This window comes from Acinetobacter sp. (assembly GCF_041911495.1).
Lineage (GTDB): Bacteria > Pseudomonadota > Gammaproteobacteria > Pseudomonadales > Moraxellaceae > Acinetobacter.
Genome location: NZ_JAYROT010000066.1, coordinates 1 through 14,477, shown reverse-complemented (window position 1 = coordinate 14,477; position 14,477 = coordinate 1). Strand labels below are relative to the sequence as shown.

Sequence of the window (14,477 nt, the reverse complement as noted above, 5' to 3'; positions counted from 1 at the left end):
GGTGTTGAAGTTAAATTCTAAATCATCAAGGGGTGTTATAGGTGTAGACATTGGTTCTACTTCTGTAAAGCTTATTCAGCTTGGTCGTAAAGATGGAAAGTATCAAGTTGAAGCGTTTGGTACACTGCCTTTGGCTGAGAATGATGTGTTGGATAAAAACATCATGCAAGCGGAAAATGTGGGTGAAATTTTAGAGCGTGTCTATAATCTTGCGAATCCAAGTACCAAAGAAGTTGCTGCTGCTGTACCTACAGTTACGGTTATTACCAAAGTCATCGAAATGGATGCAGACATGGGGGATGATGAACGTGAGGTTCAGATCCGTATGGATGCAGAACAATACATTCCGTACCCATTAGATGAAGTTAGTCTAGATTTTGAAATTATTAGAATTAATGAAAAAAATCCTAATCATGTTGATGTCCTATTAGTTGCAACTCGTAGTGAAAATGTTGAAAATCGGTCTGAAGTGATTGAGTTGGCTGGATTAAAGCCGAAAGTCATGGATGTCGACTCTTATGCATTGGAACGAGCATATGCTTTAATTTCAGATAGTTTGCCAATTGGAACGAAGTTGGTTGGCGTATTGGATATAGGTCATTCGCAAACTACGCTTACAGTTTTGAATCAAGGCGAAGTTATTTATAGTCGTGAGCAAAGCTTTGGTGGCAAACAGCTAACACATGAAATTCAGCAGCGTTATGGGCTTGGCTTGGAAGAAGCTATGTATGCCAAGGAAGAACGTAATTTGCCTGATGATTATGAAACTGAAGTGCTTTATCCGTTTATGGATGGGTTAGCACAACAAGCAGCGCGTTCATTACAATTCTTCTTTTCATCGTCACAATATTCTGAAATCGATCACCTTTTACTTGCAGGTGGTGGTGCGCAAATTCCTGGGTTGTCGAAACTTTTACAAGATAACTTGGGCTACCGTGTAACCCTAGCGAATCCGTTTTTAAGAATGGGGTATGCACCTCAAGTTGACGCAAAAAAAATAGAACGTAATGCGTCATCATTGTTGGTGGCATGTGGCTTGGCGTTAAGGAGTTTTGATTAATGGCTAAAATAAACCTGCTGCCATGGCGTGAAGCGCTTCGAGAGCAGCGAAAAAAAGAATTTTTTGCAATTAGCGGTGCTGTTGCATTGCTTGGGGTAGTGTTGTCGGGATTGATTTGGTTGTTTTTTAACAATCAATTGCAAGATCAAAATGAAGCCAATCAGACCGTAGTGGCTGCTAATCAACAATTAGATCGTCAGTTAAAAGAACTGGATGGCCTGCAAGAGCGTAAAGAGCAGATTGTTGAGCGTATGAAGCTGATTCAAGACTTGCAAGGTGTGCGTCCAGTAATTGTGCATGTCTTTGATGAGTTGGCAAAACTTACGCCATCAAATATGTATGTGACGGAGTTTTCTCGTAAAGAAAATAAATTTACATTAAAAGGTAAGGCGCAGGATCCAAATGTGGTTTCAGATTTTTTACGTAATCTTGATGCTTCACCATGGTTTAGAAACGCATTTATGAACTCTTTTGAGGCGGTCGAAGCTAAGCCAGTACAACAAGGTTCAGTGCTCCCACGTGAAGAAGATGCTTATGGCGTGTTTGATGTGACTGTGGACTTGGATGAATACAGCACAGTATCGACGGATACCATGCCTGAAGAAATGAAGGTGTCGCCATGAGTTTAGATAATAATGTAAATCAGATGGACGAGTTTGAGCCAACCAAGAAAAAAGGCTTTTCTTTTGAACGCTATGTTCAACAGCTACAACAAATGGATATGGATAATATCGGCGCTTGGCCAACATCGGTTAAAGTGACGGTATATGTGTTTATTCTGCTGTTGATATTAATTGCAGCATACTTTCTAGCGATTAAGGGCGTTCGTGAAGATATTGCCAATGCTGAAGCGCAAGAAGCGAATCTGCTCAATGAGTTTCGTGATAAAGATTCGAAACTGCGTAACTTGTTGCAATACAAACAGCAAGTGGAATTAATGGAAGTACAATTCAATCAACAGCTTGAGCAACTTCCGAAAGAGACTGAAATTCCAGGCTTGGTTGAAGATATCAATATGGCGGGTGTGTCTTCAGGTCTTGAGTTTAAGAACATTAAGCTACAACCTGAAGTGAAACAAGAGGTCTTTATTGAGTTGCCAATCGATATGCAAGTTCATGGTAATTACCACAGCATGGGCGCTTTTGTAAGTTCTGTTGCGGCATTGCCTCGTATTGTGACATTGCACGATTTTACGTTGACTACTGAAAAGGGTGCTGGTAGTGAAGTGCCTCAATTAAAGATGGAAGCAAAAGCGAAAACATATCGTTATATGTCTGAGCTTGAGGTTGCTGAAGAAAAAAATGAGGAGCTGAAAAAATGAAAAATCAAAACGCTCTGATTAAATCGACCTTACTTATCGCCTCAATGTGTGTTCTAGTTGGGTGTGAGTCGCGAGTCGATAATGTGCAAACTAGAATGCAGGAGATTCGTAACGCAACACCATTGCCTATTGAGCCACCTCCAGTATTTACACCAGTACCAAGTTACTCGTATTCTAGCTTTGGGACAAAAAGTCCATTTGTGCCGACAAGTATTGCGCGAGAGCTTCGAGTGATGGCTGGTAAGCGCGTTTATCCAAATTTGGCTCGACCAACACAGCCTCTTGAAGAATATACGCTTGAAGAGTTGTTGATGAAAGGGACAATGACCAGTGCTTCAGGGCGTATTGTTGCCTTAATTCAATCTCCTGCTGGAGAAATTGAACGAGTACAAATTGGCAGTTATATGGGTAAAAACCATGGACGCATTGTGGCGATTAATCCGAATCAAATTTCACTATTAGAAATAGTGCCAGACGGGCAGGACGGCTTTATTGAGCGTCCGCGTACTTTGATTTTGCATGGTGAAACTTGATAAGGGAAGATTAAGAAATGAATATAATGAAATTAGTGGGTGAAATGGGGTATGTAATGAATATGCAACTCACCATGAAAAGATTTGCAATGTCCGCTGTGGCATACGGGGTGATTCAAGTTGTTAGTGCTCAAGTGGCAATTACACAGGTTGTGCCATTGTCTACTGCTGATCAAGGTACTGAACTTCGAGTGATGTTTAATGGCTTGCCAGTACAGCCAAAAGCGTATCAATTGGAGTCGCCATCTCGTTTAATTCTTGACTTTGAGGGTGCGACGAATTCTGTTGGGAGCAATGTTGCTGTCAATACCACAGAAATTGGCAGTGTAGATGTCCTTGAAGATGCTGAGCGCTCTCGCTTAACGATTAATCTTAAAGAACATGGTGCCTTTACCACACGGACTGAGGGCAATACCTTTATTCTTAAAGTGGCACCTGAAGTTCGTGAAAATGTCGCATTGCCAACAAATGTTGCGCAGGCGACACAACAACAGAATATGGGTTTGACCAATATTGGCTTTGAGCGTGGCGCTCAAGGCGAAGGTTTGGTGAATATCGAGTTGGGTAGTGCACATGCACCTGTCGATGTACAGCAGCAAGGTAGTAAAATTGTGGTGCGCATGCTTGGAACAAAAGTTCCTGCACATTTGGCTCGTCGTCTAAATGTGGGTGATTTCGCAACGCCTGTGAATACCATTGATGCGTACAATGAAGGCAGTAATGGTGTGATTGTGATTCAGCCAAGTGGTAGCTATGAGTACATGGCGTACCAAGCTGAAGATAAGTTGACCATTAGCGTGAAACGTCCTGTGGATAATTCACCTGCGTCGATGATCCGTGCACCACAAACCTATAACGGCAAAAAAATCTCATTAGACTTCCAAGATATTGAAGTGCGTCGTGTGTTGCAGTTACTTGCCGACTTTACCAATGTCAACATGGTGGCTGCGGATTCTGTACAAGGTCAAATCACCATTCGCTTAAAAGATGTGCCTTGGGATCAAGCTCTAGATATTATTCTCAAAAGCAAAAACCTCGACAAGCGTCGTAATGGGAATGTGATCTGGATTGCCCCAGTTGCAGAGCTAATCAAGGCTGAAGAAGACGAAGCAAAAGCCATTGCGCAAAGCGTGAAATTGGCACCGATTCAGACTGATTATATTCAGTTAAATTATGCCAAAGTGGCTGATGTTGAGAAGCTGATTACCGAGCGTAAAAATGGTTCGACTTCTGGTAGCAGTAATCAGAATACAGTTAATAACGATGAGCTGGCAGGGAATCTACTCAGTCCTCGTGGATCGGTATCGAGTGACATTCGTACCAATACCTTGATCGTCAATGATACCGCACAAAAGATCGATGAAATTCGTAAGATGATCGAACTGATCGATGTGCCTGTGAAGCAAGTCATGATCGAAGCCCGTATTGTGCGTGCATCCAATGACTTTAGTAAAGAGTTAGGTGTGAAGTGGGGCGTTCTTTCTCAAGGTATTACCAATAACAATGATTTGTTGGTGGGTGGTAGTGATACAACATTGTGGAACTTGCGTGAGCCTGAGTTGAATGATGAGTTGGGTGGCTATACTTATGATATTGAAAGACCTCAAAATCTTAATGTAGATTTGGGTGTGGCAAATCCAGCTGGTCGTATTGCGTTTGGTTTAATTAGTTTGTCTGACTTTATGTTGGATTTAGAGTTATCGGCTGCTGAAGCGGATGGTTTGTCTGAAATTGTCTCTACGCCAAAAGTCCTGACAGCAGATAAACAAAAAGCATCTATTAAATCGGGTACACAAATTCCATACCAATCGTCTTCAGGTGCGGGGGCAAATGCTGTACCTAAAATAGAATTTATTGATGCAACTTTGACCTTAGATGTTACACCGAGTATTACTCCCGATGGTAAAGTCAGTATGCAGCTCAGTATTGCCAAAGATGCACCAGGCGTAGCAGCACCAAATGGTGAATTGACGATTGACAAAAATCAGATTGAAACCAATGTTTTGGTGAATAATGGTGAAACCGTGGTGCTTGGTGGTGTATTTGAAACTGTAAATGGTAATAGTGTAACCAAGGTGCCATTCTTTGGTGATCTGCCTGTGGTGGGTAATTTGTTTAAAAGGACTTCAAAAGTCGATAATCGTGATGAGTTATTGATTTTCGTTACCCCTCGAATCGTCAATGACAATAGCACGGTAAATCGTTAAACTACCTGAAAGTATGATTTAAAACACGACAGGTGTTTATTGAACAGTCGAAGTAATGCGCAGGATCTGCCAAATATCTATTTGGTCGGTCCGATGGGCGCAGGAAAAACAACCATAGGTCGCCACTTAGCAGAACTGCTGGGTCGCGACTTTATGGATAGTGATCATGAGATCGAAGCACGTACAGGTGCCAACATTCCTTGGATTTTTGAAAAGGAAGGTGAGCTTGGCTTTCGACTTCGTGAAAAAAATGTCATTGCTGACTTAACCAATAAAAAAAATTTAGTCCTTGCTACAGGTGGTGGTGCAGTCACTCAACCTGAAAATCGTCAGCATCTACATCATCGTGGCATTACTATTTATTTAATGACTTCGGTTGATCTACAGTTGATGCGCACTTATAGAGATCGTAATCGACCATTATTACAAGTTGAAAATCCTGAACAAAAATTAAAAAGCCTTTTAGCAGAGCGTGATCCACTATATCGAGAAGTGGCGCATTTTGTTGTTGAAACGCACCAAGGCTCCGCGCGTGATTTAGCGCAAAAGATTTTACAACTAATTCTTGAAAATCCGTTACCATAGCGTTTAGTTTGAAATTGTTAGAAATGAAAGTCATCCATGCAAACCTTATTTGTTGAGTTGGGCGAACGTCGCTATCCGATTTTTATTGGTCATCAGTTAGATGGTTCAAAATTATTACATCAATACCTTAAGTCACAGCAAGTGATGATCGTGACCAATACGACGGTTGCCGATCTTTATTTAGCGCATTATTTAACACAATTTAAGGCAATGGATAAGACGGTGGCAACATGTATTCTGCCCGATGGTGAAAAATATAAAGACTTTCAAAATCTACACCTGATCTTTGATGCACTGTTAGAGGCTGGCTTCAATCGTGATTGTACGGTAGTAGCTTTGGGTGGTGGCGTGATCGGTGACATGGCGGGTTATGCTGCGGCGTCTTTTCAGCGTGGAGTCAATTTTATTCAGATTCCAACTACCTTGCTCTCACAGGTGGACTCAAGTGTTGGGGGAAAAACTGGTATAAACCATCCACTTGGCAAGAACATGATCGGTGCATTTAAGCAGCCAGAAGCGGTGATTGCAGATATGGCGGTGCTAGATACATTGCCTGATCGTGAGTTATCTGCAGGTCTGGCTGAAGTTATTAAATATGCGCTATTGGGTGATGCTGAGTTTTTAACTTGGCTTGAGCAAAATATGTCGAAATTGCTAGATCGAGATCGTGAAGTTCTTGCTGAAGCAGTTTATCGGTGTTGTGCGCATAAGGCGCGAATTGTAGCGAATGATGAAACCGAAAAAGGTGAACGAGCGCTACTGAATTTAGGTCATACCTATGGGCATGCCATAGAATCCTATATGGGCTTTGGGAATTGGCTGCATGGAGAGGCTGTGGCGACAGGTATGGTGATGGCGGCATCGTTATCTGAGCAACTAGGGTGGATTTCAGCAGAAGATGTCGCTCGTGTAAAAGATGTACTGATTCAAGCCAATCTGCCAATTACAAGTCCGAAGATTCCTATTGATGAGTTTTTGGGGTATATGGCGCATGATAAAAAAGTATTAAATGGTCAGCTTCGTTTGGTTTTATTGAAGTGCTTGGGTGAGGCGGTGATTACTAAAGATTTTGAGCAATCGCAATTGATTCAGTCAATTCAAGATAACTTGGTTGAATAACAGGTGAAAAGATGATCAATAGGGCGAAAATTTGGCAGGATGTAAAACAGGCAATTTGGTTGAGTTTGGGTGTTGCGTGTTTAGTGTTGATTTTTATCTTTTGGATCATGCAATCTAAAGAGAGGCAGACCAAAGAGCTAACGCCTATTGAAGTAAAAAATGAGCAAGAACAAAGTGTTACTCAGCAGAAATCAGTACTTTTAGATAAAAAAATTGGTACTTTTCAAGAAGAAGTTCCACCGATTGATTTGTTAAAACGAAATGCACTCGCAGGTGATCACGAGCCCGAGTTTCGTGGGTCGGCATTTATTGCTGAAAATAAAAATGTTTGGACATTGCAGTTATTAAAAGTCGCTGAAGAGGATGTCATTCGCTCTTATTTGGACGGTCGTGAAGATCGAAGTCAATTTCATTATTTCCGTTTAGATGATCAAAAGCATAATAATGTGCAGTATGTTTTGACTTATGGTGTGTTCAAGAATACACAAGCTGCAATTGAAGAGGCGCAAAAAGTAAGTTTTGGTTTACCAAAAAGTGTCAAAGTGTTGCCTCAGAAATTTAATGCGTATGCAGATATGGTGAATGATCTTGGGAGTGATGAGAATAATTCGACGATCAAGCTCCAATCGATTTTGTTAACTCGTGCAGCGGTACCAAAAGTTAGAGAAGTTGAGCCTCAAGCAACCGCTGAGTCAACATTTGCTACACAGTCATTAGGCGGAACGACGACCACGATTCAGCGTACAGATGAATCTGGTGAAGTACAAAGCTCTGATACTGAACATTCGCAAGTGAAGCCTGGTCAAAATCCGACAAGTGCACCAACTTCAAATCAGAATTCAAATGGTGCTGAACGACAAATGCCAGTTGAGATTATAGATCCATTTTAGTGTAATAAAATGGCGCATTATTTTGAACAATCTACTGCAGCTCTTATTTGGTGCGATATATTGCATTATTTTGGTGCGAGAAATAATTTTAAGTTTTGTAAGTCTTTGTTTATTAAATAGTATTTATGTGTGTTATACGGCATATTTTTTGCTTTATTAATTGTGTGAATCGTCATAAAATTGACCGTTGCAGAATTGGTTTAATCTGCACAAATACTCCTACTCACTAAAAACATCAACTTGCAAATGAAGGTTTGCAATACTTGCCTGTTCAATGAGAAAATGCGTCGCTAGACATTTGACCGTGTGGTTATCACAGTGTTTTGACTCGGTCATTTCAGTTTGGTTGTTTATGGCTTTAGTGGCTTGGGGTTGTGATCAAACATTTGTACTGCTTCTTAAGTATTTACAATGATTTGGTTTTTGAAATTTTGGTTTATTGACTTAGCAATTGAGTCATCTTGAAGTTAGAAGGGTACGCTATGCACATGCCATCGCTCAATACTGTAGCTCCCACTGATCAACCGAAAGGGTTGTATCAGCCGCATGAATTTAAAGACAATTGTGGTTTTGGTTTGATTGCACATATGCAAGGCAAACAGAGCCATCATTTGGTGGAAACAGCCATTCATAGTTTGAGCTGTATGACCCACCGTGGCGGGATTGCAGCGGATGGTAAGACGGGTGACGGCTGTGGTTTACTCTTGGCGATGCCAAAACAGTTTTTCCGTGAAGAAGCACAAAAACTGGGTGTAGAGCTTAGCGAGATCTTTGCGGTTGGTACTGTATTTTTAAATCTTGATCCTGCATTGGCAGAGCATGCGAAAAAAATTCTCAATGAAGAGATCGAAGCTGCGGATTTGACTGTTGCGACGTGGCGTGCTGTACCGACTAATCCAGATATTTTGGGTGAAATTGCACTTCGCTCAATGCCAGCTTTTGCCCAGATTTTGGTGAATAATCCACAAGCTTTGGCAGAAGACGAGTTTAATCGTAAACTATTTTTGGCACGTCGCCGTGCTGAACAACGCTTAGAAAGCGATACATCTTTTTATATTACGACACTTGCATCGACAGTCATCAGCTATAAGGGCTTGATGATGCCTGAAGCGATTGCTGATTTTTATACTGATTTGGCAGATCGTCGTTTAGAGTCGCATATTGTGGTGTTCCATCAACGCTTCTCTACAAATACCTTGCCACGTTGGCCGTTGGCACAGCCTTTCCGTTACTTGGCGCACAATGGTGAAATTAATACCATTACAGCGAACCGTAACTGGGCATTGGCTCGTACACCAAAGTTTGAAAACCCATTACTTCCAGGTTTGTTAGATCTCAAACCGATTGTCAATCGTACTGGTTCTGACTCTTCGAGCTTAGATAATATGCTTGAAATCCTCGTCGGTGGTGGCATGGACTTGTTCCGTGCGCTTCGTATGCTGGTACCACCAGCATGGCAAAATGTTGAAACTTTGGATGCAGATTTACGTGCGTTTTATGAGTTTAATTCAAAACACATGGAAGCTTGGGATGGTCCTGCGGGTCTAGTGATTCAAGATGGTCGCCATGCGATCTGTATGCTTGATCGAAATGGTTTGCGCCCAGCACGTTGGGTCATTACTAAAAATGGTTATATCACCTTAGCTTCTGAAATTGGCGTATGGGATTATGCGCCAGAAGATGTGATTTCTAAAGGTCGTGTTGGTCCAGGTCAGATCTTGGCGATCGATACAGTGACTGGCAATGTGCTAGATACCAAAGAAGTGAACAACCACCTGAAGAAAATGCGCCCATATCGTGAATGGTTGCGTGATCGTTCGTTGAAGTTGCAAGGTGATGTTCAGCTTGAAGAAAGCCTGATTGAAAAAGGCTTAACAGGTGACGCACTTAAAGCAGCACAAAAAATGTTTATGGTGACGTTCGAAGAGCGTGATCAGTTGCTTCGTCCAATCGCTGAAAGTGGTCAAGAAGCTGTTGGTTCAATGGGTGATGATACGCCAATGGCAGTATTATCTCGCCAAGTGCGCCATGTGTCAGACTATTTCCGTCAGCAATTTGCACAGGTGACCAATCCGCCAATTGATCCACTTCGTGAATCGATTGTGATGTCACTTGAAACTTGTCTTGGCCGTGAACAAAATGTCTTTGAGCAAGGGCCTGATCATGCAGATCGTTTGATCATTTCTAGCCCTGTCTTATCAAATTCAAAAATGCATTTGCTTCGTACGCTTGTACGTGAAGGTTATGGTCAAGCTGAAATTGATTTGAACTACCCTGAGTCTGAAGGACTTGGCGTTGCCATAAAACGTATCTGTGAAGTGTCAGCTCAAGCGATTCGTGATGGCAAGTCGATTTTGATTCTTTCCGATAAAAATATCCGTGAAGGTTACCTGCCTGCCAATTCAGTATTGGTAACTGGTGCTGTACACCACTACTTGATTCAGCAAGGTTTACGTACCGATGCTAACATTATTGTCGAAACTGGCGTGGCACGTGGTCCACACCAATTTGCGGTATTGCTTGGCTTTGGTGCAACAGCGATTTATCCATATCTTGCACATGATGTGATCAATGATTTGGTTGCAAAAGGCGAGCTATTGGGCGACCCAATTCAAGCGCAAGCGAACTTCCGTAAAGGTATTGATAAAGGCTTACTCAAAGTCTTATCAAAAATGGGTATTTCAACTGTGGCCTCATACCGTGGCGGTCAGTTGTTTGAAGCAGTGGGTCTATCTAAAGAAGTGGTAGATACCTGCTTTATTGGTGTGCCAAGCCGTATTGAAGGTGCGACATTTGCCGATCTTGAAAATGATCAGAAAAAATTGGCTGATTTGGCGTGGAAAGCACGTAAGCCAATTGATCAAGGTGGTATGTTGAAATTCGTCTTCGGTAAGGAATATCATGCCTTTAACCCTGATGTGATCAATGCTTTGCATAAGTCAGTGCGTTCAGGCAAATACGAAGACTTTAAAGAATATGCAAATCTCGTCAACTCTCGCCCAGTGGCGACGATTCGTGATTTATTCAAGTTAAAAACTGACAATTCGATTTCTGTAGATGAAGTTGAGGCAGTGGAAGACATCTTGCCACGTTTTGACTCTGCGGGCATGTCTTTGGGTGCGTTATCGCCTGAAGCGCATGAAGCGATTGCGATTGCGATGAATACCATCGGTGGTCGTTCGAACTCAGGTGAGGGCGGTGAAGATCCTGCACGTTATGGCACGATTCGTAACTCGAAAATTAAACAGATTGCTTCAGGTCGTTTTGGTGTAACACCAGCGTATTTGTCCTCTGCGGAAGTCTTGCAGATCAAAGTGGCGCAAGGTGCAAAACCGGGTGAGGGTGGTCAGTTACCAGGTGGTAAGGTCAACGGCTTAATTGCACGTTTGCGTTACTCGGTCCCAGGTGTGACCTTGATTTCACCACCACCGCATCATGACATTTACTCGATTGAAGACTTGTCACAGTTGATTTTTGACTTAAAACAAGTCAATCCAAGTGCGATGGTGTCTGTGAAATTGGTATCTGAGCCGGGTGTTGGTACGATTGCGGCAGGTGTAGCAAAAGCCTATGCGGATTTCATTACTATTTCAGGGTATGACGGCGGTACAGCAGCATCACCGATTTCATCAATCCACCATGCGGGTTCGCCGTGGGAACTTGGTTTGAGTGAAGCGCATCAAGCATTACGTGTCAATGATTTGCGTGGCAAAGTACGTGTCCAAACAGATGGTGGCTTGAAAACTGGCTTAGACGTGATCAAAGCAGCAATTCTTGGTGCGGAAAGCTTCGGCTTTGGTTCTACACCAATGATCGCACTTGGTTGTAAATATCTACGTATTTGCCATTTGAATAACTGTGCAACAGGTGTCGCAACTCAACAAGATCACTTGCGTCAGGAGCACTATATCGGTGAACCTGAGATGTTGATTAACTTCTTCCGCTTCATTGCAGAAGAAACACGGGAATTGCTTGCAGCGCTTGGTGTTCGTTCATTGAAAGATTTAATCGGGCGTGTGGATTTGTTGGAAATCTTACCAGGTGAAACCGAGCGACAACAGCATTTGAACTTAAAGCCATTGCTTGAGTCGCATCCTGATGCAGATGGCAAGGCGCAATATTGTGAAGTGCAGGGCAATGCACCACATGATAAAGGCTTGCTTGCAGAAGAAATGGTCAAGGACATGTTGCCTTCGATTGAAAACTGTCAAGGTGGTGAGTTCTACTACACTGTAGGTAACTGCAACCGTTCGATCGGTGCACGTTTGTCAGGTGAAATTGCAAAGCGTCATGGCAATTTGGGCATGAGTAATGCGCCTGTCACATTAAAATTGCAAGGTACAGCAGGACAGTCTTTGGGTGTTTGGAATGCGGGTGGTCTGCATATCAAGCTTGAAGGTGATGCCAATGACTATGTCGGTAAAGGCATGGCAGGTGGTCGAGTGTCGATCTTCCCACCAAAAGGCTCACCATTCCAAACTCAGGAAACAGCGATCATTGGTAATACCTGTTTATATGGTGCAACTGGCGGTAAGTTATTTGCTGCGGGTACAGCAGGCGAGCGTTTTGGCGTACGTAACTCAGGTGCGTTTGCGGTCATTGAGGGTGCTGGCGACCATTGCTGTGAATATATGACAGGCGGTATCGTCACTGTACTGGGTAAAGTTGGTCACAACTTTGGTGCAGGGATGACAGGTGGTTTTGCTTATGTGCTTGACTTGGATAACGATTTTGTTGATTACTACAATCATGAGTTGATCGACTTAACGCGTATCTCAACAGAATCAATGGAAGAACATCAACAGTTCTTGATGAAGATTCTCGATGAGCATATCCAAGAAACAGGTAGTGCGTGGGCATACAAAATTCGCAATGAGTTTGACTATTACAGTCGTAAATTTTGGCTCGTTAAACCAAAAGCGGCAAACTTGCTAACCTTGCTGAAAACCACACAAGCTGACCCACAATAACACTGCATTGAATAGGCAGATGCAAGGTCGCACAAGCAAATAGTTGTGACCACTGCATCTACCCACGGAGAGAAACATGGCAGAGCGCCTAAATAATAACTTTCAATTTTTGGATGTTCCTCGTCAAGATCCAGATAAAAAGGATATTACTGTCCGCAAAGCAGAGTTTGTGGAAATTTATAAGCCATTCACGGCAGAAGTAGTAGCGAATCAAAGCCACCGCTGCCTTGAATGTGGTAATCCATATTGCGAATGGAAATGTCCAGTACATAACTACATTCCGAACTGGTTGAAATTGATTGCTGAGGGTCGTATTTTCCAAGCGGCAGAATTGTGCCACCAAACCAATACCTTACCTGAAGTGTGTGGTCGTGTTTGTCCGCAAGATCGCCTGTGTGAGGGTGCATGTACCTTGAATGACGGCTTTGGTGCAGTCACGATTGGTAATGCTGAAAAATATATCAATGACACCGCCTTTGCACTTGGCTGGCGTCCAGATATGTCACAGGTGAAGTGGACAGATAAAAAAGTTGCCATTATCGGTGCTGGTCCTGCGGGTCTGGGTTGTGCTGATATTTTGGTGCGTAACGGCGTGAAGCCAGTTTTGTTTGATAAGCGTCCTGAGATTGGCGGTCTTCTGACTTTTGGTATTCCAGAATTCAAAATGGAAAAAGACGTGATGAAGCGTCGCCGTGAGATTTTCACAGGCATGGGCATGGAATTCCGTCTAAATACTGAAATCGGTAAAGATGTGAACATTGACCAATTGCTTACGGAATACGATGCCGTATTCATGGGCATGGGGACATACACCTATATGAAAGGTGGATTCCCGGGTGAAGATTTGAATGGCGTGTATGATGCGCTCGATTTCTTGATTGCCAATGTCAATCGTTGCCAAGGTTGGGAAACTGATCCAACGGAATACATCAGCGTCGAAGGAAAAAAAGTCATCGTACTTGGCGGTGGTGATACGGCGATGGACTGTAACCGTACCTCAATCCGTCAAAACGCCGCATCGGTGAGTTGTGCTTATCGTCGTGATGAAGCCAATATGCCAGGTTCGGTCCGTGAAGTGAAAAATGCCCGTGAAGAGGGTGTCAACTTCTTGTTTAACCGTCAGCCGATTGAAATCGTTGGTGAAAATGGCAAAGTCACTGGTGTGAAAGTAGTCACGACTCAACTTGGCGAGCCTGATAGTCGTGGTCGTCGTAGCCCTGAACCTGTACCAAATTCAGAAGAAATCTTGCCTGCTGATGCAGTGTTGCTTGCATTTGGTTTCCGTCCAAGTCCTGCGGATTGGTTTGCTGATGTGAAAATTGACTTAGATGGTTCTGGACGTGTATTGGCTGCGGAAGAGCAAACGTATAAATTCCAAACATCGAACCCTAAAATCTTCGCTGGTGGCGATATGGTGCGTGGATCTGACCTTGTGGTAACTGCGATTTGGGAAGGTCGCCAAGCTGCGGAAGGTATCTTGGATTATTTAGACGTTTAAGCAATTGTTGCAACGGTGATTATCTCTCAAAGAAAGCTCACAAATTGTGGGCTTTTTTTTGCATGTGATATGTCCCGTCCTGAAATAAGTTTACACTTTAAGAGGCTTATTTTATGGAACATGAACGAGAACAAAGAGTTAAGCGTACACAACGTGATTATAGCTTTGCCTTTAAAATGATGGTTGTACATGAAGTAGAAAAAGGGCAAATTACTTATAAACAAGCTCAGGCAAAATATGGTATTCAAGGAAGATCAACTGTGCTGGTATGGTTACGCAAGCACGGACAACAGG

General features: G+C 42.8%; 10 protein-coding genes and 1 pseudogene. All 11 read left to right on the top strand.

The annotated features are described in order from the left end of the window. Window position 1: 1 nt before the first annotated feature. A complete protein-coding gene (locus ACE3PQ_RS09020; protein ID WP_374297110.1) occupies window positions 2-1,060 on the top strand; it encodes a pilus assembly protein PilM in 1,059 nt (352 codons plus the stop codon). After that, window positions 1,060-1,683, top strand: coding sequence for a PilN domain-containing protein (locus ACE3PQ_RS09015; RefSeq protein ID WP_374297082.1), 624 nt, complete (start codon window positions 1,060-1,062; stop codon window positions 1,681-1,683). The genes ACE3PQ_RS09020 and ACE3PQ_RS09015 overlap by 1 nt, the downstream gene beginning before the upstream one ends. Continuing rightward, window positions 1,680-2,381: a type 4a pilus biogenesis protein PilO gene (locus ACE3PQ_RS09010; RefSeq protein ID WP_374297080.1), complete on the top strand. Its 702-nt coding sequence runs from the start codon at window positions 1,680-1,682 to the stop codon at window positions 2,379-2,381. Before ACE3PQ_RS09015 ends, ACE3PQ_RS09010 begins: the two co-directional genes overlap by 4 nt. Beyond that, window positions 2,378-2,914: a pilus assembly protein PilP gene (locus ACE3PQ_RS09005; protein WP_374297078.1), complete on the top strand. Its 537-nt coding sequence runs from the start codon at window positions 2,378-2,380 to the stop codon at window positions 2,912-2,914. The genes ACE3PQ_RS09010 and ACE3PQ_RS09005 overlap by 4 nt, the downstream gene beginning before the upstream one ends. Window positions 2,915-2,976: 62 nt before the next feature. Beyond that, window positions 2,977-5,121, top strand: a complete 2,145-nt coding sequence (gene pilQ, locus ACE3PQ_RS09000; protein WP_374297108.1) for a type IV pilus secretin PilQ — start codon at window positions 2,977-2,979, stop codon at window positions 5,119-5,121. Between the two features lie 39 nt (window positions 5,122-5,160). After that, the gene (gene aroK / locus ACE3PQ_RS08995; RefSeq protein ID WP_374297076.1) at window positions 5,161-5,706 is read left to right on the top strand and encodes a shikimate kinase AroK; all 546 of its coding nucleotides are present in this window, start codon (window positions 5,161-5,163) and stop codon (window positions 5,704-5,706) included. Window positions 5,707-5,742: 36 nt separating this feature from the next. Further along, window positions 5,743-6,825 (top strand): 3-dehydroquinate synthase, encoded by a 1,083-nt coding sequence (gene aroB / locus ACE3PQ_RS08990; RefSeq protein ID WP_374297074.1) that lies wholly within the window; start codon window positions 5,743-5,745, stop codon window positions 6,823-6,825. An 11-nt stretch (window positions 6,826-6,836) separates the two neighbouring features. Further along, entirely contained in the window at window positions 6,837-7,715 is an 879-nt protein-coding gene (locus tag ACE3PQ_RS08985; RefSeq protein WP_374297072.1) for a hypothetical protein, read from the top strand. Window positions 7,716-8,203: 488 nt separating this feature from the next. Then, window positions 8,204-12,685 carry a glutamate synthase large subunit gene (gene gltB / locus ACE3PQ_RS08980; protein WP_374297106.1) on the top strand — a complete coding sequence of 1,494 codons (4,482 nt, stop codon included), beginning with the start codon at window positions 8,204-8,206 and terminating at the stop codon, window positions 12,683-12,685. Between the two features lie 76 nt (window positions 12,686-12,761). After that, on the top strand, window positions 12,762-14,183 hold the full coding sequence (locus ACE3PQ_RS08975) for an FAD-dependent oxidoreductase (RefSeq protein ID WP_374297070.1): 1,422 nt from the start codon (window positions 12,762-12,764) through the stop codon (window positions 14,181-14,183). Between the two features lie 113 nt (window positions 14,184-14,296). Next, window positions 14,297-14,477 (top strand): annotated as a pseudogene (locus ACE3PQ_RS08970) (IS3 family transposase); the annotation flags it as partial.